Origin of the sequence: Cytobacillus mangrovibacter (assembly GCF_042865275.1) — a bacterium.
GTDB classification, from domain to species: domain Bacteria; phylum Bacillota; class Bacilli; order Bacillales; family Cytobacillaceae; genus Cytobacillus; species Cytobacillus mangrovibacter.
Genome location: NZ_JBIACJ010000001.1, coordinates 324,201 through 347,658 on the forward strand (window position 1 = coordinate 324,201; position 23,458 = coordinate 347,658).

At 37.2% G+C, this 23,458-nt stretch carries 18 protein-coding genes and 3 pseudogenes; 3 read left to right on the top strand and 18 right to left on the bottom strand.

Features of this window, described 5'->3' with window-relative positions; all coding sequences use genetic code 11:
• Positions 1-40 precede the first annotated feature (40 nt).
• The 10 genes from tnpB to ACFYKT_RS01675 all read right to left on the bottom strand — a co-directional run bounded on the left by tnpB (position 41) and on the right by ACFYKT_RS01675 (position 12,195).
• On the bottom strand, positions 41-394 hold the full coding sequence (gene tnpB / locus ACFYKT_RS01630) for an IS66 family insertion sequence element accessory protein TnpB (RefSeq protein ID WP_389214482.1): 354 nt from the start codon (positions 392-394) through the stop codon (positions 41-43).
• 779 nt (positions 395-1,173) lie between these two features.
• Complete coding sequence (locus ACFYKT_RS01635) at positions 1,174-1,305, bottom strand: hypothetical protein (RefSeq protein WP_389214485.1); 132 nt, start codon at positions 1,303-1,305, stop codon at positions 1,174-1,176.
• Between the two features lie 89 nt (positions 1,306-1,394).
• Positions 1,395-2,906: a carboxypeptidase M32 gene (locus tag ACFYKT_RS01640; RefSeq protein ID WP_389214488.1), complete on the bottom strand. Its 1,512-nt coding sequence runs from the start codon at positions 2,904-2,906 to the stop codon at positions 1,395-1,397.
• Positions 2,907-2,923: 17 nt separating this feature from the next.
• Positions 2,924-4,618, bottom strand: a complete 1,695-nt coding sequence (locus ACFYKT_RS01645; protein WP_389214490.1) for a DUF885 domain-containing protein — start codon at positions 4,616-4,618, stop codon at positions 2,924-2,926.
• A gap of 138 nt (positions 4,619-4,756) precedes the next feature.
• Positions 4,757-6,472 (bottom strand): gamma-glutamyltransferase, encoded by a 1,716-nt coding sequence (locus tag ACFYKT_RS01650; RefSeq protein WP_389214493.1) that lies wholly within the window; start codon positions 6,470-6,472, stop codon positions 4,757-4,759.
• 106 nt (positions 6,473-6,578) lie between these two features.
• Positions 6,579-7,538 carry an ABC transporter ATP-binding protein gene (locus ACFYKT_RS01655; protein ID WP_389214495.1) on the bottom strand — a complete coding sequence of 320 codons (960 nt, stop codon included), beginning with the start codon at positions 7,536-7,538 and terminating at the stop codon, positions 6,579-6,581.
• Positions 7,501-8,523: an ABC transporter ATP-binding protein gene (locus ACFYKT_RS01660; protein ID WP_389214497.1), complete on the bottom strand. Its 1,023-nt coding sequence runs from the start codon at positions 8,521-8,523 to the stop codon at positions 7,501-7,503. The genes ACFYKT_RS01655 and ACFYKT_RS01660 overlap by 38 nt, the downstream gene beginning before the upstream one ends.
• Before the next feature lie 38 nt (positions 8,524-8,561).
• Positions 8,562-9,371 (bottom strand): ABC transporter permease, encoded by an 810-nt coding sequence (locus ACFYKT_RS01665; protein ID WP_389215387.1) that lies wholly within the window; start codon positions 9,369-9,371, stop codon positions 8,562-8,564.
• 109 nt (positions 9,372-9,480) lie between these two features.
• Positions 9,481-10,398: an ABC transporter permease gene (locus ACFYKT_RS01670; RefSeq protein WP_389214499.1), complete on the bottom strand. Its 918-nt coding sequence runs from the start codon at positions 10,396-10,398 to the stop codon at positions 9,481-9,483.
• 147 nt (positions 10,399-10,545) lie between these two features.
• Positions 10,546-12,195 carry an ABC transporter substrate-binding protein gene (locus ACFYKT_RS01675; protein ID WP_389214501.1) on the bottom strand — a complete coding sequence of 550 codons (1,650 nt, stop codon included), beginning with the start codon at positions 12,193-12,195 and terminating at the stop codon, positions 10,546-10,548.
• Positions 12,196-12,215: 20 nt separating this feature from the next.
• On the opposite strand from ACFYKT_RS01675, the pseudogene ACFYKT_RS01680 reads away from it, so the two are divergent.
• A pseudogene (locus ACFYKT_RS01680) lies at positions 12,216-12,350 on the top strand (IS3-like element ISBce13 family transposase); the annotation flags it as partial.
• Between the two features lie 49 nt (positions 12,351-12,399).
• On the opposite strand, the gene ACFYKT_RS01685 reads toward ACFYKT_RS01680, so the two are convergent.
• The 6 genes and pseudogenes from ACFYKT_RS01685 to ACFYKT_RS01710 all read right to left on the bottom strand — a co-directional run bounded on the left by ACFYKT_RS01685 (position 12,400) and on the right by ACFYKT_RS01710 (position 19,546).
• Entirely contained in the window at positions 12,400-13,632 is a 1,233-nt protein-coding gene (locus tag ACFYKT_RS01685) for a metal-dependent hydrolase family protein (RefSeq protein WP_389214503.1), read from the bottom strand.
• A gap of 145 nt (positions 13,633-13,777) precedes the next feature.
• Complete coding sequence (locus ACFYKT_RS01690) at positions 13,778-14,404, bottom strand: response regulator (RefSeq protein WP_389214506.1); 627 nt, start codon at positions 14,402-14,404, stop codon at positions 13,778-13,780.
• The gene (locus ACFYKT_RS01695) at positions 14,401-16,059 is read right to left on the bottom strand and encodes a histidine kinase (protein WP_389214509.1); all 1,659 of its coding nucleotides are present in this window, start codon (positions 16,057-16,059) and stop codon (positions 14,401-14,403) included. The genes ACFYKT_RS01690 and ACFYKT_RS01695 overlap by 4 nt, the downstream gene beginning before the upstream one ends.
• Before the next feature lie 481 nt (positions 16,060-16,540).
• Positions 16,541-17,902, bottom strand: coding sequence for an acetyl-CoA carboxylase biotin carboxylase subunit (locus ACFYKT_RS01700; protein ID WP_389214512.1), 1,362 nt, complete (start codon positions 17,900-17,902; stop codon positions 16,541-16,543).
• Positions 17,903-18,047: 145 nt separating this feature from the next.
• Positions 18,048-18,341 (bottom strand): annotated as a pseudogene (locus ACFYKT_RS01705) (acyl-CoA dehydrogenase family protein); the annotation flags it as partial.
• A gap of 140 nt (positions 18,342-18,481) precedes the next feature.
• Positions 18,482-19,546: an ornithine cyclodeaminase family protein gene (locus tag ACFYKT_RS01710; protein WP_389214515.1), complete on the bottom strand. Its 1,065-nt coding sequence runs from the start codon at positions 19,544-19,546 to the stop codon at positions 18,482-18,484.
• Between the two features lie 691 nt (positions 19,547-20,237).
• Here ACFYKT_RS01710 and ACFYKT_RS01715 point away from each other — a divergent pair.
• Positions 20,238-20,444 (top strand): ArsR family transcriptional regulator, encoded by a 207-nt coding sequence (locus tag ACFYKT_RS01715; protein WP_389215390.1) that lies wholly within the window; start codon positions 20,238-20,240, stop codon positions 20,442-20,444.
• Positions 20,445-21,405: 961 nt separating this feature from the next.
• On the opposite strand, the pseudogene ACFYKT_RS01720 reads toward ACFYKT_RS01715, so the two are convergent.
• A pseudogene (locus tag ACFYKT_RS01720) lies at positions 21,406-22,088 on the bottom strand (IS4 family transposase); the annotation flags it as partial.
• A gap of 260 nt (positions 22,089-22,348) precedes the next feature.
• Between ACFYKT_RS01720 and ACFYKT_RS01725 the strand changes: the two are divergent.
• Positions 22,349-22,774: a DUF2621 domain-containing protein gene (locus ACFYKT_RS01725; RefSeq protein WP_389214518.1), complete on the top strand. Its 426-nt coding sequence runs from the start codon at positions 22,349-22,351 to the stop codon at positions 22,772-22,774.
• Positions 22,775-22,847: 73 nt separating this feature from the next.
• Here ACFYKT_RS01725 and ACFYKT_RS01730 read toward each other — a convergent pair whose 3' ends face one another.
• Positions 22,848-23,339 (bottom strand): CcdC family protein, encoded by a 492-nt coding sequence (locus tag ACFYKT_RS01730; RefSeq protein ID WP_389214521.1) that lies wholly within the window; start codon positions 23,337-23,339, stop codon positions 22,848-22,850.
• Positions 23,340-23,458: the final 119 nt, after the last annotated feature.

Genomic DNA, 23,458 nt, shown 5'->3' on the forward strand with positions numbered 1-23,458 from the left:
TAACGAGTTCGATCAGTGAGATAAAGAAAAAATGGCGAATTTAAAAAGTTCCTTTTGCCGATGGTTGAATCGCCTTTGGCTGCTGAATGGATAACCCTTCTAGTAACCATCGAAGTTCCTTCTGGGACAGATTCCGTACTGCTTGTTCATCTTTTGGCCATTGCAATTTGCCGTTATCCAAACGCTTATAAAGCATGGCGAAACCATCACCGTCGAAGTACAAACATTTATAACGATCCTTACTCCATCCAGCAAATAAGAAAATTGAATCGCTATAGGGATCGAGTTCAAAAGAATCCTGAATCAAAGTGGCTAATCCATCAATGCCTTTCCGCATATCTGTCTTCCCACAAATGATGTAGATATTTTTCACACTGGTATAATCGTGTTTCATAGATGTTTCAACTCCCTCATGACCGTTTGGATCACATGCTCATCTACGCCGCTATAGAAGGATATTTCAGTATTTGCCGTTTTGATTGTGCAAATGCTGGTGGTAGAAGTTGTTGGAGAAGTGGGTGGAAATACTTGTTTATTTTCGGAATGTAGTTTGACGGGGACGATTGTTAATTTTGTCGTGGCATAAGAAAAGCATCTCCTTAAATTGATACCTTGATCGTACCAGGAGATGCTGCACGTTTGTATGCGTTGTTTGAATGGGGGCTTACGCCTCTTCTTATGTAATAAGTTCAAAAAGAACCTTATCCATTTGATCTAAGAAGTTCGATTCTTTCCAAAGTATTACAGCCTTCCGCTCTTGATACGTTTCTACTAAGCGTTCAAGAACACAATAACCAATAAAATAGCCTAAGCGTGTATATCCAAAGTGGATTTCTCCATAACATCAGCAAGGTAAAGGAACCGAATAATAGCATTAATTATGGAGTCATAATAAACCTTGGAACTATTTTGTACAACTACAACTTTCGAACCTTTCCTATTATAAGATCTGAGATTATCATGGTATGAAGATTTTATCTGCTACTTTTTTATTGTAAGAAAACCAGTAGGTATTAAGACATGGCTTTTTAATAAAGTTGTCGGTGCTATTTCCTCGCCAACCGATTTCCTTAACCAAGGCAACCTTTCACTTTCATCTACCAAATGAAGACCAAAATCATTTAAATATACTGCATTGTTAGCAAGAATCCTTTCCCAATAGAACTTTTTATTTTAATCTAAAAAGTTGAAATTCCCCTCCCAATCTTTCGCTGCGTATAGCGTTGCTTTATCTGTTCTCCAATCATATCTAATCTTCAATGTTGTAAGTCCTTCTTTTTTTAGTGTCGAAAATATGCTACTCATTGAATCTACCTTTCAGTGAACTTTGTTTACAGGTTCAGGTTAAGATTAAGATGAATCTATCGCAACCCTACTGGATTAAACGATGTATTCTATTCCAAGTCAAATTGATAGATTTGTGAATACTTTTCTTTAAGATAGTCCAAGAAGTATTTGCTTTGTAATTCTTCGCCTGTAACCCTTCTTAACATTTCATCTGGAGAATATACTCTCCCATGTTGATGAATATTCTCCGTCATCCATTGATTTAGAGGTGCAAAATTTCCTTTAGCAATTTCACTGTAGACATTAGGAACCGCTTTTAACATTGCACGTCTGAATTGTCCACCATATAGATTGCCTAGAGCATAGCTTTGGAAATAACCCACAAGACCCATAGACCAATGGACATCCTGCAAAACCCCCTCCCTGTCATTGGTAGGACGAATACCTAAATAGGTCTCATATTTATCGTTCCAGAGTTCAGGTAACATATTAAAATTAGCGTTTCCTTCAACTAAGTCTTTTTCAATTTCAAAACGTAAAATTGGATGCAAGCTGTACGTTAATTCATCAGCCACAACCCTTTTAAAAGATGGTTCTACTTTATTAATAGCTTTATAGAAGGTATCTAGGTCCACGTTTTCAAATTGTGCAAACCTTTTTTGCAGTTCCGGATAGAAGTGTAACCAATACTCTTTGGATTTTCCGATAATATTCTCATAAAAACGGGATTGAGATTCATGGAAAGCACCCATATTGCCCCCCCAAAGGTGCATATCTACGACAGCATCATTGGAACGCTGAGCGTACATTGCATGGCCGGCTTCATGAATTGCCGCAAAGACGCCGAATTTGAAAGTATCATAATTGGTTGTGATTCTAACATCTCGAGGACCGATTAAAACTGCAAACGGATGTAGGACTTCACCGAATCCACCCCTTGAAGAATCATAACCAGTGGCTTCCACTAAGTATTTTATAAAGGTCTTTAATTCCTCTTTGTCAAATTGTTGCAAGATGCATGAATCATCTATATTAACAGAGCTCTTATTTATTTTTTCCAGAATCTTGATAATCCCATTTCTCAGCTCTTTAAACAGGAGATTAACCTTTTCTATCTCGATGCCTTCATCAGCACTCCCAGCTAATACGTAGAATGGATGTTTGTTCGGGTCAATATATTTCGCTATACCCATCTTAAGTCGAAAAATTTCCTCTAAAGCAGGTTTAAAAATACTATAGTCAGATGCTTGATAGGCTTCTTGCCACATTTTCTGGGCTTTGGCTGTTAATGATGCTAATTCCACCTGCTTTTCCAATGGCACTTTTGTGGTGTTATTATAAAGATAGAGAAAGCTTCTCACAAGTCCCCTTTCCATATCATCCCCTAGTAAACTTGGATCAAAGTCCGAAAAGTAAATAGCTCCTTGTTTCGCAGTGTCACTTAGGAAAATTTCCCCCATTTTTCCAGTGAAAAAGCCTTGCATTTTTTGTCGATAATCATTCCCCTCTGTAGGTAACTGTTGCCATTGTTCCCACGTAAAAAGGGATGACAAAGCCTCATAGTATTTATAATCTCTCATTAGATTCTTGATAGACTGTAGTTTTTCTTGAAAACCCATTTTTCTACCTCCGATTCCTAATTTAATTTTTGTTCTATATACCAATCAATATGTTTTTCCAATATGTTCAATGGAACTGCGCCTAGTTCTAAAACGTGGGTATGATATTCCCGGAAATCGAATTTATCACCAAGGGCATTTTTCGCCTTCTCTCTGATTTTGGACATCATCACGCTACCGAATTTGTAGCCTAAAGCTTGTGCTGGAATATCATTAGCATAACGGTTCGTTTCTGAGAATATCATGTCGTCGTGCCAGTCTGAGTTTTCCTTTAATAGCTTGGCGGCTTCCTCTCGGGTCATACCGAAGGCGTTCATTCCGGTATCAATGACCAGTCGCGTCGTCAAGAACAAATCCATAGCCAAGCGCCCGTATTCATCCAATGGGGATTTATACATCCCCATTTCACCCGCCAAAGCGGCTGAGTACTCAGCCCAGCCCTCTGTATAGGCTGTTAATATCATCGTTCGAAATAAGGGATGAAGTGTTTCATTCTCTAAAGACAAATTGATTTGGTAATGATGTCCAGGTATTAGCTCATGATAAACAAGAGCACCGCAACTAATCTGATTCTTTTCCTCATGATTGGAACTGTTGTAAAGATATTGTCCCTTAGGTTGAGCCGCTGAAGGTATGGAATAATATCCAAAAGTCATAGCCTGTTCTTTCTCAATCGGCAATTGTACCACTTCACAGTCTGTCTTGCACATCTTGTCGAAATAGTTATTCATTACAGGCTTGATGCGCTCTAAGTAGTCGGTCATTCGCTGTCCAATGCCCTCGCGTGTTTTTTCGTAAAGGTCCGGCATCTTTTTGATAATTTCCTTGAATTCTGCCCGAGTACAATCGTAACCTAATGATTTTCGGATTTCTTCCATTCTAGATTCAATGATGTTGATTTGCTCCCAGCCTAACTTATTAATTTCTTCAGGTTCAATGTCATAGTGCAAATGGTATTTGACTAAAAAATTATAGTAATCCACCCCCTCCGGATATTGAGACAACCCAACGGTCATTTTTTGATTTTGTTTGTAGTCTTCTGAGTTAAGGAAGGATATCAATTCATTAAGAATTTGAACCCCAGTCGTAATTGACTGTGCAACATTCTCCATGAAAACCGTATGATCTCCAGGGATATGAGATACTCTGGAATCGGAAAGGTGAAGTGGATGTTTTTCCAAGGGTTGGGCTGCTGTTTTGAGCATATTTAACACAAGTTGTCCTTCTTCAATCGGTAGAAAGATACCCTGTTTAGCCTGCTCTACTGTCTTGTCTTTAATCTGTCGTACCAGTCTAGGATATTGCATAATGGTATTTGTATAGGTTTTTATATCATTTTTATCTTTTAGCTTTATCAACCTCAAGTTATCGAGATACGGCAATATACAACTATAAGGAGTAACGGCAAAATCGAGATAGTAGTATTTTGAAAGGGGAGGCATGAGGCCCATACTAAAATTTGAAGAAGCAAAATAATCCATGATCTCCATCATCATTTCATCATAGTGATCCAATTTAGCGTTACGCAACTTATCAATTATGTCCCTTATTTTTTTTGCAAAAGCCTCATTTTTCAATAGCTTTTCCAACGATAAATCCGGCAGTGTTCCTTGACTAAAATTGCCATTCATAATGTCTAAAAATGAGCAATCTTTATTGATATAGGCGAATATATCATCCGCTAATGCCTTAACGCGTGTGTCTTTTATCACAAAATAACGCTCCCTTTACTGATTTATATGCAAATCACTCTTATCACTATTCGGATTCACGATGTTGCGAAAATATACACAATAACAAATTATGAGGTAGGAATTGGTTGAACAAATTCCTACCTCTCTCGATCCCTATTATAATTTTATGCCATCTGCTACACCGTTTCTTCTTGGGTCTGCTATAGTACAAAGTTGTCCAGTTTTTTGGTCTATATAGCATACTTGGAATGAACCCATATGATAATCCCATACGTTTGAAACCTTCATTCTTAATCCTAGTGACATTAGTTTATTTTGTACTTCCTCTGATATTCTATCTTCTATAATCAAAGTTCCTCCTTCTTGAAGAGCTAACATCCTAGGTTCCCTAACTGCATTATATGGATCCATCCCAAAGAATAGATAATTGCATAATACTTGTGGTACTGTTGCATGTACATTACCTGGTGAACCAAGTTGGAGGATTGGTTTGCCATCTTTTAGCACCATAGTGTTCCCCATAACAGTCCTTTGTCTCGCACCTTTTACTTGATAATAAGTCATTGGAGATGCTTGCATATTCGGTACTGCATGACTTCCAACCATCGGTATCCCACCTACTACTTGTCCAGGTATACCTCCACTTTGTAATGTATTCATCATTTGTACCCAGTTACCTTCTGAATCGACAATACTTAATTCACAACTACCTGATGGTTGATCTTGATGACTGTTTTGTCTAGGTGTTGGTTTTTTACCTCCAATGAGCCCATCTAAGAAGCCAGCTCCACCAAAAAATCCTGTAGTAAAATTTGTATGACCTGTTAAATCTACTTTTGGTTTCATACCTTTAATTAACTTGGCGAGATACTCATGTAATTCAGGCTCTAGAAATGTGTTAACATCAAAGGTTAATACTTCAGGATCATTAAAATATCCACATACTTGCTGAGCTAGTTTTAATGCATGTCCCATATAGAAAATATGATCCGCTGAATATGGCTTAACATCTTCTATACCGAGTTTATCAAGGATTCCAAGTACTAATGCTACAAATACACCCTGTTGCTGTGGTGGAGCCAATGATACGATCTCATAATCTCGGATTTTGTATCTTAAAGGTTCAATCCATCTTGGAGGTGTTTCTGTCATATGTTCTTTAGTGATTTGCCATCCCATTTCATTAGCTTTCTTTATAAACTTATCTGCCCATGAACCTGTTATCATATAATCAGGTCCTTCATTAGCAACATTTCTAAGCGTTTCAGCCATTTCCTTTGAGCCGAATTTTTCACCTACTTGTGGAAATCTACCATTAGGCATATAAAATTCCCTTCCTTCTGGGAAGAAGGTGATAAAATCTTCACCAAAGGCATTTACATCAAATTCAAAACAGGATACATGATGACCATTTTCTGCCCACCATATAGCGTCCTCACACAATTCAGCCCATGGTTTTGTGGCAAACTTATTGTATAATTCCTTCAGCCCTGGCATAAATCCAGGAATGACCGAACTTGGCGGCATGACTGCGTATTTACCCATGCCTTGCGGTACCGGCTTATGTGCAGGTAAATCTGACGGAAATGTCCCAGTTGAATCAAGTTGGTAATATTTATCTTCTTTGGCGTGATAAAATAAAAATGTTACTGTGCCTGTGTGATTGGTCATAAAGGGCTCAACGGCTGCTTGAACCATGCATCCAGCTATCCCTGCATCTACTGCATTGCCTCCTTCTGACATTACTTTTAGCATTGTATGTGTAACGACAGCATTATCTGAACTTGCTGCAGCCTTTACTCCCTCAACGATTGGTTTTTCCCCCGAAGCCCATTTAGGATCTGACAAATTGATTTCTTTTGGATTAAACATGATTTTCATCTCCTTTTATAATTATTGATTGATAGTGATTTAAACCTGCAAAACTCTGACGCTTATTGACATGTAGCAGTATTAAAAATGACGTTCGTTAACCTATTTACTGATATAAATGGCAGGCTACTAAACGCCCATCTAATTCTTTTAGTTCTGGTTGAACTTTTTCACAAATTTCCATCCGAGCGTGACAACGTGGGTGAAATTTACATCCTTTAGGGGGATTTGAGGGTGATGGTAGATCCCCAGTTAATTTAATCCTTTCTCTATTTTCAGTAGGATCTGGATTCGGAATAGCTGATAATAAGGATTGACTGTACGGATGGAGTGGCCTTTCATAAAGTAGTTCTTTTTTTGCTAATTCGACAATTTCGCCTAGATACATGACTACAACACGATCTGAAATATGCTCAACAACACTTAAATCATGAGAGATAAAAATATACGTTAACTCGAATTGTTCTTGTAAATCCTTAAATAAATTCAGAATTTGCGCTTGAATTGAGACATCTAATGCAGATACTGCCTCATCCGCTACAATCAGTTTCGGTCTTAACATCAACGCCCTTGCTATACCAATCCTTTGTCGTTGACCGCCTGAAAATTCGTGAGGATGTCGATCAAGATGCTCTTTTTTTAATCCGACAATTTCAATTGTATCCTCGATTAATTTAGTTCTTTTCTCTTTAGAGATACTGTGTGCAATAAGTGGCTCTGATAAGATCATTCTTATCGTTAATTTAGGATTTAATGTATCATATGGATTTTGAAATACCATTTGCATTTCTTTTCTTACTTTTTTCATTTCTTGTTTATTATACTTATTTATGTCTTTTCCTTGAAAATAAATTTCACCATTAGATGGTTTAAGAAGTCGTATAATACATCTCCCTAATGTTGACTTACCGCAACCAGATTCCCCAACAACACCTAGTGTTTCTCCTTCATACACAGATAAATTAATCCCATTTAATGCGTACACATAACCTTTTTTTTTAAACCAATTTTTACTGATGGAGAAATGTTTATTCAACTCTTTGATTTCTAATATCGGTGATACCATATTCCCCCTGTACCTCCTTATTATCTGAGTACAACCAACAACGGCAAGACGTTTGCTCGTCAATATTTATAAGTTCTGGACTTTTTTCCAAACAAATTGGCATAACATTATCGCAACGAGCTGCAAAACGACAGCCAGACGGGTAATCACCCGGTGTTGGTACATTTCCTGGTATACTGTTAAGTCTTTTCAATCCTCTTGCCTTTTGTGGCATGGAGTTTATTAAACCTATCGTATAAGGATGTTTAGGATCAAGTAATAATGTTCGAACGTCGGTGGTTTCTACAACTTGGCCAGCATACATGACCATGACTCGATCACACACTTCCGATACAATACCAAGATCATGTGTAATCATAATAAGGGACATCCCTGTGTCGCTTCTAATCTTCTTTAATAGGTCGAGAATTTGAGCTTGAATGGTTACGTCTAAGGCCGTTGTAGGTTCATCTGCAATCAGTAGTGTTGGATGACATGCAATAGCCATCGCTATCATGACACGCTGCCTCATCCCACCCGAAAGGCGATGTGGATATTCACGTACAATCTCATTTGGTCTTGGTATCCCAACCTGTTTTAATAAGTCAATGACTCTATCATCACGTTCAGAACGACTTACGCTCTCATCCTTTTCCACAGCTTCACGAATTTGTTTTCCAATCTTTAAAACAGGGTTTATTGATGTCATGGGATCTTGAAAGATCATCGCCATTTCTTTTCCTCTAACATTTCTAAGTTCTTGGTCACTTAGCTGTAGTAAATCCTTCCCGTCTAAAGAAATATTCCCTTCAATTACCTTGACATTTTCATCTAATAACTGCATAAGTGAAAGAACAACCATGCTCTTTCCACAACCAGATTCGCCGACTATCCCTAAAGATTCCCCTTTTTTTATAGTGAATGAAAGATTGTCAATTACATTCATGTGCTTTCCCTTTGAATTAACTTGAGTGGTCAAACCAGTTACCTCTAACACATTCGACATTGGTATCTCCTTTCTACTAGAATACGCACTTTGGTGTCCTACTTGTTCAAACTTCTAGGGTCGAAAATATCCTGGAGAGCATCACCTAACATATTAATTGTAAAAACGACAATCGTAATGGCTAAGCCTGGGAATGTTGTAAGCCACCATGCGCTGATTATATAATCCTTTCCCTCACCTAACATCGTTCCCCACTCTGGAGTTGGTGGCTGTGCACCAAGTCCAATAAAGCCGAGTGCAGAAGCTGCTAATATCGCCATCCCGAGAAGTAGTGTCGTATACACTATTAGGATGTTTATAATATTCGGTATAAGCTGATATATGGTGATCCACCAATTAGAACTACCTATTGATCTACTCACTTCTATATAACCTGAGGATTTTATTGCTAATGTTGCCCCCCTTGTTAATCTGGAGAAGTATGGAATAAATGCTATCCCAATAGCAATCATTGCATTTACCTGACTTGGTCCTAAAATAGCAACGATGGCTAACGCTAGAACAATTTCTGGTAGCGCCAAAAGAACATCCATAATCCTCATTAAAATATTATCAAACACCCCACCTATAAATGCACTTGAGACACCGATAACTGTACCAACAACGACTGTTATACTAACTGCAATCAAAGCACCTGTCAGTGATACTCTTGTTCCGTATAATAAGCGGGATAATTGATCACGACCAATAGAATCTGTCCCTAGCCAATATTCGGTTGAAGGAGCCTGTAAAAACGCATCATAATTCGCTTCCGTCGGGTCATGAGGAGAAATCCACGGCCCGATAATACCTAGCAAAATGATAATCAATAAAATTAAAAAACTATATTTAGCTTTTGGTCTCATCATTACTTTGTTAAGAAGTTCGAATCTAGGAATCGTTGTAGCTAGACTATGCTCCGGGTCAGTCTGAATTGTTTTAATAGTGTTACTCAATTTACTCCCCCTCTCATGTTTGCTAGTATTCGACTCGGGGATCAATTATTCTATAGAGAATATCTATAATAATATTTATAACAACAAATGATACACCCATAAATAAAATAAATCCTTGAATAATTGGAAAATCCCTTGAATAGATTGCTCCTATCGCAAGTGTACCTAATCCCGGCCAGTTAAATACTTGTTCAATGATCACTGTGCCACCTAAAAGTCCTGCCATTGTAAGTCCAATACTCGTTACAATGGGAATCAACACATTTCTTAATGCATGTCTAAATAGAATGACCCTCTCTTTTAGACCCTTAGCTCGAGCGGTTCTAATATAGTCAGCGGAAAGAACTTCTACCATCCCTGTACGGGTGAGTCTACTTTTAGACGCAATGGCAACGATACTTAATGTTAGTGCAGGTAGCATGAGGTCTGTTAAGCCAGTCTCTCCAGATAATTTAAAAATGCCGAATTTCACAACAAATATTTGAATAAACATCAATCCCACCCAGAAACCGGGTAAAGAAATTCCTAATGTTGCAATAGATGTTACAGCTACATCGACAAAAGTATTTTTATATTTAGCTGCCAATACTCCCATGATGACACCCGCTACAACAGCTATGATTAACGCACTAACTGCTAGTTTCATAGTTGATATAAATCTTTCACTAATTTCAACTGCGACCGGTCGTCCCGTCCTGAACGATGTTCCGAGATCTCCTTTAACTACTCCTCGAATATAATCAATATACTGTACTGTAAGTGGCTTGTTTAAACCTAATTGTTCTCTCATTGTCTCTAACTGTTCAGTTGTAGCCTGATCTCCCATCATAATTCGAGCTGGATCTCCAGGAATTAAGTGAATGAGCAAAAAAGCAAAAATAGTGATGCCAATAAGAACAATTATTCCCGAAACTAATCTATTTAATATATACTGTTTCATAATTGTTTCTCACCCCCTAGAAATCGTCTGAGTACTCATTATGAGTAACTAAACCTATAAGGGGAAGAAAAGGTTAGTTGACTATTAATCAAACCTTACCTCTCTCTCCCATCGTATTAGTTTAAATACGCCTTACAGGAAACCATATCATTCTATCCAAGCATCATAAAATCTAAGCCATTCACCTTGGTATTTTATTACACCATGTACCCGATTATTTATAACTGTGAAGTTACTCTCAGTATACAGAGGTACCATATAAGCATTTTCAACAATATGTTTTTGGATTTCTGCATATATTTGATTTCTTTGTTCTAAATCAATCGTTTCAGCACCTTTTTCTAATAAGGAGTCTAAGGATTCATCACTTAATTTTGGAAGGTTAAAAGCCTCTCCCGTATGGAAAAATCCATATAAAGAATTTGGATCAGCGCCTCTATAGCCAAGAAGGGTAATATCATATTCACCAGCCACGGCTGCAGTAATATGTGCAGTTGGTTCTAAATTTTGTATCGTTACCTCAATACCAATCTCACTTAACATCTCTTGTATTAATTGGGACTGTCGATCGTAGCTTTGTCTTGTTACTAAATTCAGGCTTAACTTTTCTCCATTTCTTTCGCGGATTCCATTCTGGTTTTCTTTCCAGCCTGCACTATCCAATAATTGCTTAGCCTCTTCCACGCTATATTTATACCCATATTCCTCAACTGCCTTATCATATCCAAGTACTGATTGTGACATAGGCCCATAGGCAATTTCCGCTGCACCCTGAAAGACAGCTTGAATCATAGCCTCCTTATGAATTGCCATATTTAAAGCTTGCCGTACTTCTATGTCTTGAAACACTTCATTTTTCATATTCATCCAAATCGCTAGCCCCAAACCAGCAATCGGTTGTTCAAGCACTTCAAAATCAGGATTGTTTCTGTATTTTTGTTCTACATCCAAAGCAGGGACATCATGTGCAATATCAATTGAACCACTGTCTAAAGCTGCTAACATTGTTTGACTATTTTCGATAAATCGAAACGTTAGTTTTTCCGGATAGGATGGTCCGTCATTTTCTGACCAAGGTGCTGGCCATTGAAACTCTTCATTTCGAACTAATGTAATAGATTGACCTGTTTCCCAATCCTGAAATACCCATGGTCCGATTCCTACTGGATTTCTTCCATAATCATTCCCATATTTATTAACTGCCTCCATTGATAAAGGTTGATAAAAACAACCTGTTAATGCTGTAATTAATGAAGCCGTAGGCTCTGTTGTCTCTAAAACGAGCGTTTCATCATCTGGAGCTGAAACGCTTTCCAATGGAGGTAGTCCTACTAGCGCGAGCGTTGATTGTGTTTCCGGATTTAAGATTCTTTCAAAAGTTTGCTTATATACATCCGCAGTTAAAGGCGTACCATCATGAAAGTTAATCCCTGTGCGAAGTTTAAATGTCCATGTTTTCCCATCATCAGATATTGTATAATCCTCTGCCAAATAAGGTAAATACTCTTCAGTTTCAGGATCAAAAGTAAATAACCCTCCACCTAAAAGTTCTAGAACTTGACATGCTCTACCATTTGAAAACTTATGTGCATCTAAAGTATCCGGTTCGCTTACGAGAGCGACTGTAATTGCCCCCCCTTCTTTCGGTGACCCATCATCATTAATTACGTCTGAAGTTTGGTCTTCATCCAAATTTTGTTTAGAGGTCTGTTCTGATGTACAACCTACAACTAACGACATAAGCATAATTAATAACGCATAAAATATAATTCTTAAATAACCCCTTTTAAAAGTCATTGCAAAATCCCCCCTTCTGTTATATTCAAACTGTAAAAGACGGCTAGTGCTATTTAACTACTGTGATGGATCTTCATTCAAAGAAAATTATTAGTTATTCTTTTTCGAACCATGAAAATATTCTTTGTTTAATGAGAATTGTGAACGCTTACAACAAATTTCAAGTACGGTTTCCCCTGTTACAAAATGCCTCAAATAGAGACTCTATTTATTTTCTTTTACTATTTCACCATCAATTATTACCATTTTTATATTTTCAGGATTTGTTAGTATACCTATATCTTCTAATGGGTTTCCTTTAACAATTGTAACGTCAGCTAATTTGCCTTCTTCCAATGTTCCTAATTCGTCTTCTCTCATTATTAATTCAGATCCTGTTTTTGTAGCTGCTACAATTGCCTCCATTGGACTCATTCCAGCATATACTAATCTTTCAAATTCCATACCATTCAGTCCGTAGGGGCATATATTAGGATCGCCAAGTAAATCAGCACCCAAACCAATTTTGATGCCAGCTTTGCGGCACATTTCAAAAGATTTATAGTGAGCTTCATAGGATGATAGTATTTTAGGTTTTACCCATTCGGGTAATGTATCTATATTTTGCATATATAAATGCGCTATCGAAAATGTTGGTACTAACCAAGCACCTTTTTTCACCATGAGTTCGATACATTCTTCATCCATAAACATACCATGTTCGATGGACTTAATCCCTGCTTCTAGAGCATTTTTTATGCCTGCTGTCCCCTGCGCATGAGCTGCAACGTAACTACCATGCATTTCTGCTTCTTCTACCATCACTTTTAATTCACTTACACTGTATTGACTGTCTTTGTTTCCATCTCCCTGGGAGGTTATTCCACCTGTTGTACATGTTTTTATAAACTCTGCTCCTTCTCTAAATTGTAATCTTACAGCTTTTCTTACTTCAGGTATGCCATCGGCAATTTCTGCTAGATTACCGACATTAGCTCTATTTTTGACAAAACTAATTGGAAATTTCTGATAGAAATCCGCATGACCGCCTGTTTGAGTTATTATTCGACCGCTTGCACAGATTCTGGTTCCTTTAACTAATCCTTTTTGTATTGGTTCCTTTAAATGATTGGCAAATCCACCAACTTCCCTCACGGTTGTAAACCCAGCATCGATAAGCTTATCCATATCCCAAATAGCCTGGCATGTTTTTTCATATGCTGATGGCGTATACATATGCATACTATTCATAGTACCTACGCCAAGATGTACATGTTGGTCAATAAATCCAGGCATAATTGTGCCCTCTTCTACTTCAATTACCTGAACTCCCTCTGGAACGTTGAATTCATCTTCCTTACATACTAGGTTTATTTTATTATCCTTTATTACAACAATACCTTTTTCTACCGGGTCTCTTCCGGTTCCGTCAATTACTCTTCCTTTCAACACTAACATATATTACATCCCTCCCTCTTTTGCATACCTCAAGTATCGAGACCGATAATTCCGAATAGTTAGTCTTTAATTAAATATAAGATAAGATAGAGGTTTGGAATACCCCCCAATATAGTGGATTTGCAACCCACAATTGGGGTAACATTTAAAAAATAATCTTTTTTCGGATAGCGGTTGCTACGGCCTCCGTTCTATTTTTGCAATCTAATTTCTTCATTATATTAGTCACATACTCTTTAACCGTGTCGGAACCTAAATAGAGTTCACTTGATATTTCTTTATTGGTCTTACCCATTGCCATAAGTTTTAATATTTCCAATTCACGCACGGTTAACAATGAGTCTTTTGTCCATTCTCCACTTATAACATTGAAAAATGCCCGCTGCATGAGTTGAGGATCAATAAATTTTTGCCCATTTAATACACTCTCTATGCCTTCAAATAACTCTGTGCGGCTAATAGTTTTCAAAACGAAGCCATCGGCCCCGGACATCATGGCGTCTATCAAAAACTTTTCTTCCGTGTGAATGGTTAAGATAATTACTTTTATTTCTTGCATATACTCTTTGATTCTTTTGGTCAATTCAATTCCATCCAATCCTGGCATATTCAAATCCAAGATGGCAACATCAGGTTTGTTTTTCATTATTTTTTGGAAAGCGAGTTCTCCATTTTCTTCTTCCCCAATAACCTCATACCTTGAGGTATGAAACATTAACTTTAGCCCTTCTCTAACAATGTTATGGTCATCGGCAATAAATATTTTTTTCAATTTGTCATTCCCCCATTATTTGTTACGGTAATCTCAATCGTTGTTCCTTTCCCGCGCTCACTCAATATCACCAAATTACCTCCCAAATCCTGAACTCTCTTTTTCATCCCAATTAATCCGTATGCCCGACCTTCTTTGAATTTCTGATAAACATCAAATCCAATTCCATTATCCTGAATGGTTACTTTCAAGGAATATGGCTCATAAAATATAAAGATTGAGGCCCTATCGGTTTGGGAATGTTTCAATATATTATTCAAACACTCTTGAATCACACGATAAAGATGAATTTCAACCTGAGATTGCCAACGAAACGGGTCCCCGGAAATGGCAACATTGATATTAAGAATTCCTTGTTCGGAGTAGTTCAACACCAATTGCTCAACTGCACCTATAAAACCATACTTTTCAATTGCAACCGGATGTAAATCATATATAATTCGGCGAAGCTCCTGAATATTGTCCGTTGTCGTCCCCAACAATTTATCCAGGATTTTTTTCACGTTTTCGGGAGAAGATTGAATTTCATCCCTGCAATATTGAAGATGAAAATATACCCCTACCATTGATTGGTTAATTGAATCATGAATCTCCTGAGCAATCCGTTGACGTTCCCTTTCTTGGGTAGTTAATTGTAAAGCTAACAGATTAGAATTTTCCTTTCGGCTATCTTCTAATTCGATAATGAGATAACTATTGAATAACGCCAAGGAAATGGTCTTACTTATTCCCTCCATTGCTTCCAATTCATAATCTTCCCAACAATAATCAGTCTCCTTACCAACTATCAAACAATGGACTTTATCTTTATATTGAAAATTGACACATAAAGCAGAATGTATACCCAATTTTTCGAATAGGTAACCAAATTGGTTTGGTTCATTTGAACTGTAGGTAAATCCCTGATTAGGAGAAATATGAAGTAATTGATCTATGGTCGAATCGTAAGTTAAAGTTAGCCCATTACATCTTTTATGTGCCTGAATCTGAACATTCTTTTCTTCTGTAAGAGATAAAAACAATACATTTGCCCTAAACATTTTCTTTAATTCCCCTATTATCAGATCAATCAGTTTATCCAAATTCAAACAGGAGGAAAGCTTATGGCTCAGTTCAACCAATTCTCTTAATTTCTCGGTAACACATTCAACTGATTTAAAAATTTTGGCATTTTCACTGGCAACTCCAATTTGTAATCCTATGGATTCAAGTAACGAAATATCTTCCTTGGTAAACCATCTTTGCTCCTTTGAGAATACATCAAGAACCCCGATCGTTTCCCTTCTTACTTTAATGGGGACTGAAATCAAAGATTTGTATTCTTCAACCTGAGGCCGTTGCTCGTAGTATTTAACCAGATCCTCAGTCACTATGGTTTGGCCGCCTTTGACCACAATACCCCCGATAGAATCGGTTGGTAACTTCTTGAGTTGCCTGATTGAGTCATAGGGAATTCCAAAATGGTGAGTTGCTACGAAAAATTTTCTTTCCTCATCTAATAAATAAACAATAGCTGCATCAAATTTTAGAATCTCGATACATTGTGTTACTGCTTTATATAGCAGACTATCCAAGCTCAAAGTCTCACTTAATGCTATTGATACCTTACTTAATGCTTCTAATCGGGTTAGTTCCATGACAGTTGAATTTCCCATAAATATATGACCCCCTTGATTTTTTAAGAGCAGTGCAATCCATATCTGATTGTCACTACTTTTAGATTTTTGTTCTTAAATAAAGGAAATGAAAAAAATATTAATTCATAGGTATGTTTAATAGAGGGAATATTCCACAATCCGAGTATATCTCAGAGGTGGAACAATCGAAGCACTTACAATTGGCAAAATTTTATAACATATTAAACATTTAAAACGTTGCTGTTACTTTATGTAAAAGATTTTCTATAACCTTATATTAAACTAAATTCTATATAATTCGATACATATATTCAAATTATTCGGATTAGTCATTCAATTTTAATATAAGTATCAAATAGCCCCCACCTGACAGATGGGGGCTATTTGATACTTACTTTGTACCTCATTATTAATTCCGGAGCCACAGTAAATGATTCGTCAGTCTTTTCTAACACTACTTATATCGTTATTCCCTTTCGAGTTTCTTTAAGAACCCCTCTTATTTTAGGACTGCTCCATTATTTTCCTGTAGATACTTGGATACAAAGCTTGTTGTTGTATCTCCTGAACGAAATACTGGATGTGCCACCACTTCATGCAACATTGGGATATTCGTCTTGATTCCCTGCACTTGATAATCAGCTAGTGTAGCTTGTAAACGATCAATGGCCTCATTACGTTCTTTACCCTTTACCACCAATTTTGCAATCATCGAATCATAAAAAGGTGTAACAACTGAGTACTTGTTCACCGCCAATTCATGACGAATACCTTCCCCTTCCGGTAAAACCAGTTTCGTGATCGCCCCCAGTGAGGGGACGAATGTTTTAGGATCTTCCGCATAAATCCGAACCTCTATCGCATGACCTTTACACTTAATATCCGATTGCGTATAATTCAATACTTCTCCCCAGGCTATCCGTAATTGTTCCGCAACCATATCCAAACCAATAATCTCCTCTGTAATGGGATGCTCTACTTGAAGACCAGTATTCATTTCTAAAAAATAGAAGCTCTTTTCTGAATCAACTAAGAACTCAATCGTTCCTGCGTTCTTATAGCCGATAGATTTAGCAGCTTGAACTGCAGCTGCGCCCATTTTACTCCGCGTAATTTTATCGATAAATGGAGACGGCGCTTCTTCTACTACTTTTTGATGACGTCTTTGGATGGAACAGTCCCGTTCCCATAAATATACCGTATTCCCATACTGATCCGCTAAGATTTGGATATCTATATGACGTGTGTTCTCTATAAATTTCTCCACATACATTGCACCATCTCCAAAGTAATTAATGACACGTTTTTGATTCCCTTCAAACACTTTACGTATGTCTCCTTCGTTTCGGGCAATCTGCATTCCAATGCCACCCCCACCCGCAGAAGCCTTCAACATAACCGGATAACCTATCTCGTTGGAAACCTTTACTGCCTCTTCCACATCTCGCAGTGGATATGAAATCCCAGGAACGATAGGAACCCCTGCTGATTCCATTGACTTACGGGACTCAATCTTACTGCCCATGCGAGCAATCACTTCCGGGGACGGTCCTATAAAGATAATACCTGCTTGTTCACAGTTTCTTGCAAAGGTAGCATTTTCTGATAATAACCCATGGCCAGGGTGAATCGCTTCAGCATTCGAATGCTTTGCAATCTCAATAATTTTTTCTGCATTTAAATAGCTTTCTACTACTCTCGAGCCCCCTACAAGATAAACCTCATCAGCCATTTTAACATGGGGAGCATAGGCATCCGCTTCGGAGTATATACCAACAGTAGCAATTCCTAATGCCTTACAAGTCCGGATGACGCGACAAGCAATCTCTCCACGGTTAGCAATAAGAATCTTTTTAAACATAATCGTTCCTCCACGTTCGTTTCAGTATTAACAGCCAATTTGCCGGGCGATGACCAATTGTTGAACTTCAGAAGTCCCTGCTACAATTATCTGGGGCATCTGTTGGGACCATAAATACACTAATACCATTAGTCTCTTTAGATCAATCGGTTTCGGCAGTAGTCGCAAGGTTTTTTGTATAATTTTGCATTTGTAATAAAACATTTGGAGCCGTTAATCACCCATTTATCCCCATCAAGAAAGGCTGTGGTCTGGGTCCCTCCTGCATCTGAACCCGCATTTGGTTCAGTAGTCAAAAACACCTAAATATTCGCCTTTGCAAATGGAAGTCAAGTATTTTGCTTTTTTTCATGAGTTCCAAATATATGAATGGGCGCTCCCGTAAGGAAATATTCGCTGAATACGTAATACCTGTCGACCCGCATACCCGACTTAATTTTTATAGCAATTTCGATCAGCAGCCAAAAGCCGCTTCTCCCATAATCTCTACTAATTTTCTGATGATAAATAACAGTGGTTAAAGTCAAATTGCCTGCCGGTTTTATTAAAAAAAACGGACAGGCAAGCACCTTTTTAATACTACCTATTAGAAATATTCAATGGTTCTTTTGTACTTTTCCATATAGGAAGTCTGATTCCAAGATCCTTTCCCAAAGCGATATCGAATACTCTCCTTGCCACCATAATATCTTCAACAGCCATTCCTACATTGTTCGATACAATTAATTGGTTCTTGCTTGTTCTCCCATTCTTTAAACCGCCGGCAACCGCACCTGTTTCACTATATATTTTCGGCAATCCCCATGGATAGTATCCGTAGGTTTCTAAGAGTTTGTGTTGTTCAATGCTATCAACGGTATAAATATCTGCTCGCTTGTAAACGTTGTCTTCATATACGGAATGGCAGTCACATGTGATAAGAGTTTGCCCTTGTGAAATCCAATCATCTTTTACAACTGGTTTTGGATGGTGATGAATTGGAATAGCAGATACAATCACCTCGCTCTGTTTTGCGACCTCTTCGTATGAAGATGCTTTCAAAATTTTTGCCTTCACTTGGGGCTGACAGAGCTCGATTAATTTATCCATAGCAGGTTCAAACACATCATAGATATATATCTTCTCTGGCTGCAAAATGCGCTCAATCATTTTCACATGTGCCATTCCCTGAATACCACAGCCAATCATACCAAACGTGGTTGAATCCGTGTTCGCTAAATATTTTGCTGCCACTAGGGAAACTGCGGGTGTTCTAACTTCGGTAATCCATGTAGCATCTAGAATAGCAAGCGGAAGACCCGATTCATGATCATTATAGATAATTTGACAATTAGTGGGGGTTACATCTGGAAAGCGTTCTCTATTTGTTGGAAAGTTACTCCCCCATTTAATCCCACAGGCAAATTCGCTTGGCAAATACGCTGGCATCGCATGCATCAATGAATCGGGTTGAGGGTGCAGACCTATTTTGGCTGGCATCTCTACATTTCGGCTACTATATTCAACCATTGCTTTTTCAGTTAAATCTATTATTTCTTCAACAGTAATACCCGTATCCATCACATCTTGCATACTAAGATATAAAATTTCCTGACCAATGTTCATTTTGCTATTAACCCAGTTTCGATATTCCATGTTATTCATTACACATTCTCCCTCCTACTCCCTATAAAATCCTAATTGAAATAAATATCTCGCTATTTATTTCAAAATGATTTTCTATTTCGATTTTATTTAATAATTAGTATTGATTCATCCCCCTAAAAGTAGGGTTTATACACTCCATATGGTTGTTTATTCTCTTTGTATAGGAGATCCAACTAGTTTAAAGGTGTCTTTAATACATGCGAAACACCAGAATTAAGTTTCACCCATCTCAACTTTAATGGGTTTAATAAATATTTTAGTCAATTGCAACAAGATTTCGAGAAAGAAACGCAATTAGAAAATACCTATATAGATCTGATTAATTATTTTTTACGGGATCAGTCTAAGTATATATAGGAAATATAGTTTTGTTTTAATTTACCTCAGCACATAAATATATAAATTTACTTGGCTGGGTGTCACTAGCAATAACTGGAGTTATTTGTCATATCCTCCCTACAGCGGTGTAAACAAGCTTGCGAAGATTCATTTATGACTAATGATGCTTGGCATACCGCTACTGACCTTTGCGATGAAATTATTCGGTATGGTCCAATTTGAAATTTGGGGGCTAATTAGTAGAATTGGCAGTATCCTCAAGTTAATAGGTGTTGTCCATTTTATTATTAACGTGATAAAAAATGTGATAGTAAAGTCTAGATTATGATGAAAGAACCAATCAATGGGGATGAGCTCCTTGCCTTGTTCGAAGGATTTTCCAACCAACAATTGTTTAAGGATCATATCTATTTTGACAAAAGGCAGACAGTACGTTAGTCAACTTGCAAGAGAAGCAGAAATGCGTCAGCCATTACTATACTTGCACCTGCTAATTTTGGGAAATGCAGGGATTGTGAAGACAGAAATGGAAGTCTCTGATGATGAAAGGCAGTAACAAAAGGTAAAAATGAATAGGCTAACCAAAAACTAGCGATAGATGCAATTGTTGCCCAGAAGAAATCGGCACCTGAAATGACTCAAATAAAGCAACGTTTTGCTTCGATTGAGTAAATTTTGAAGTAGTAGAGTGAATGTGAATTTGAATCTGAATTGATAAAAACCGACAGAACGTAGAATAGACGGGGCGTGAAGGTAAGTGAGCGTACAGTTTCTCGCATTATTACGAAAAATCAATGAAAATTCATGTACCGCCAAGTAATAAATGGCTACAACCAATTCTAAACATTAACATCGAGTAATTAAGAATGTCTTAGATCGGCAATTTAAAGCAAGTAAATCAAACCAGTTATGGGTAACGGATATCACTTATATTCCGACCAATGAGGGCAGGTTGTATTTTGCGAGCGTAATGTAGTATATTCTCGTAAAATAGTTGGTTGGCAATGGGCAAAACCATGAAAAAAGGAATTGGTAATCTCTGCATTAAAGATGGCTTTCAAGCGTCAAAAAATCAGGAAAAGGCGTCATTCATTACTCTAACCGTGCTGTTCAATATGCTTCTACTGAGTATCTTAAACTATTAAAGAAGTACAATATGACAGGCAGTATGAGCCGAAAAGGAAACTGTTAAGACAACACTTATATAGAATCTTTTCACGGTATTCTTAAACGTGAGCTAGTTTATCAAACGAAGTATAAACATGGGAAGATGCGAAGAAATCGCTGTTTGAGTACATTGAGTTTTTCTATAATTCCAAGTGGATCCATTCGACTTTGAGCTACTTTAACCGAATGAATTTGAACAAATGGATGGAAATTTCGCAGCCTGATTTTACCTTCATAAAAAAGTTTAAATGTCTTTTATTTACACTTTTTTATGAAGGTCACCAAGCGAAAGCGCGGTAGAAAAATCTGTGTCTATTTTCTTGACTAGTATCATTGGTACCAGCTGGAAGTTTGAAGTCGTAAGTGACCCGTGTTACAGCGTTTTTCCGTAGCCTTAAAAGAAAAAAATAGCCCTCATCTGTCATGCGGTCAAAGCGTTCGTAATCTAGGTAGCCACGGTCAAAAACATGCATTCTTTGTCATCAACAATGATTTCAAGTTGATTGCGGTCATGTTCTTTCGCAGTAGTTATAACGGCTTTTTCAGGATATGAAGCACCCTTTTCCTTAAATACAAGTCGCAAATGCAACTTTACTCCCGCTTTTGTTTTGCGGAACTTTGCCCATCTATGATTGGTTAAATCCAGTGGCAATGTGCTTGAATCAATGATTTTTAACGGCATGGCAAGTTTCGTATAGTATGTTTTTGCATGAACTTGAGCAACTAAAACAATGAGAAGTCTTTGACAAATATCTGGATTCACCCCATTTAATCGGCGTGACAACTGAGAGTTACTGTTAGAATCTAGTTCAATTCCTTTTTGTAGCTGATCATCCAAGAGACAATCACCCAGCGCGTGTAGACTTTCAATTTTATATAGCTGTGCAAAAAGCAGTAATTTTAGAAATGTCTCTATCGTTAATTTTTTCGAATAGTAATCTAATTTCTTCATTTTCACCTATTCCTCAAATAATTGAAGATTTATTGGTGAAAACCATTGTCCAAATGAAGTTTTTCGTGTAATTTTGTCCATGCGGAAGTTCCTTTTTAGTGGATTTCGACGGATTACCACCTGACTTATCCATCATAAAAATCTTTTTATTTGCGCAAAACAGGATTAGCGAAGATTATGAATCTTTTTGATATTAATATTAATTAATGCAACGCTAGTGATTAGTTTAGTATAAATCAAGCAAGGGAATTCTTTTAGGATTTTCGCCATTCGATTATCTTGTCTAGAATTAGACAAAAGTTTATAATAGAGAAATGAATATTTATTTGTAGGTGAGGGAAATGCTTGAAGGTTGGTTTTTGTGGTTTATCCTTGCATGGGTTGTCATATTTATGGGATTTATGACCATTGGCGGGTTCTTTATGTTTCGTAAGTTTTTAAAAAGGATGCCTAAAGTCGATGGCAAATCTGATATGGATTGGGAAGAACATTATGTGAATGAAACAAAGAATCTCTGGAGTCAGAATGAGAAGGATTTACTTGAGGATTTAGTAGAACCTGTACCAGAAATATTCAGGGATGTGGCCAGACAAAAAATTGCAGGGAAAATTGGTGAACTGGCATTAGAGGAAAAATCGGCAAATATTAATCAAGATTTGGTAATTCGCGGATATATATTAGCAACTCCAAAAAGAGATCATAAATTTTTAAGAAAGAAACTGACTGAAAAACAAATTAATTTGACTCCGTACGAGCATTTATTTTAGCCATCCCTTTTTTTAGGGACGGCTTTTTTTGTTAAAAAAACAGCCACCAAAACAAATTTCGGTGGCCAGACAATTATATTGTCTTCTTCGTACTTATTGATCCGTATAGTTCCTTTTGAAGCTTGCGAAAGTTTATATACATTGCAATTCGCCATGGTACAATCATTCCAAAAGCAAGTATCCAAAACATCCCACTTAATTGGCCGTAATCAATAGTAGAACTTAAAATGAGCTTTCCTGCCATACGAATAATAAGCAAACCAATTAAAATATACATAAATGCTTTCGATCTCTTTAAATAGATTTGATTATCTCTTTTTTCAAATTTAGAAGTCTTAATCAGCAATATTGAAAAGAGCATTCCAACGACAACAGCTTCCACTAATTCTAATGGTGTAACTCGAAAATACGGAAATATAAACATTAAGGCACCCGTACTCATAAAGATTGGTGGGAGGATGATCTTTTTTGCATTAGCTGGTTTTTTTGCTGCTTTCATTCGGACGAACATAGCAAAGATCGCTACACAGATCGCTCCAATTGAGGTAATAATAACAAAGTCCATTATTCTGTCATCCTTTGTTGTATTAATTTCATTCCCATTATAGCTTATAAAGACCTTTTGGGGAAACACAAAAACAAAAAGCTAACTCAAGAAGGCCAATAACAAAATTAGAATCTCAA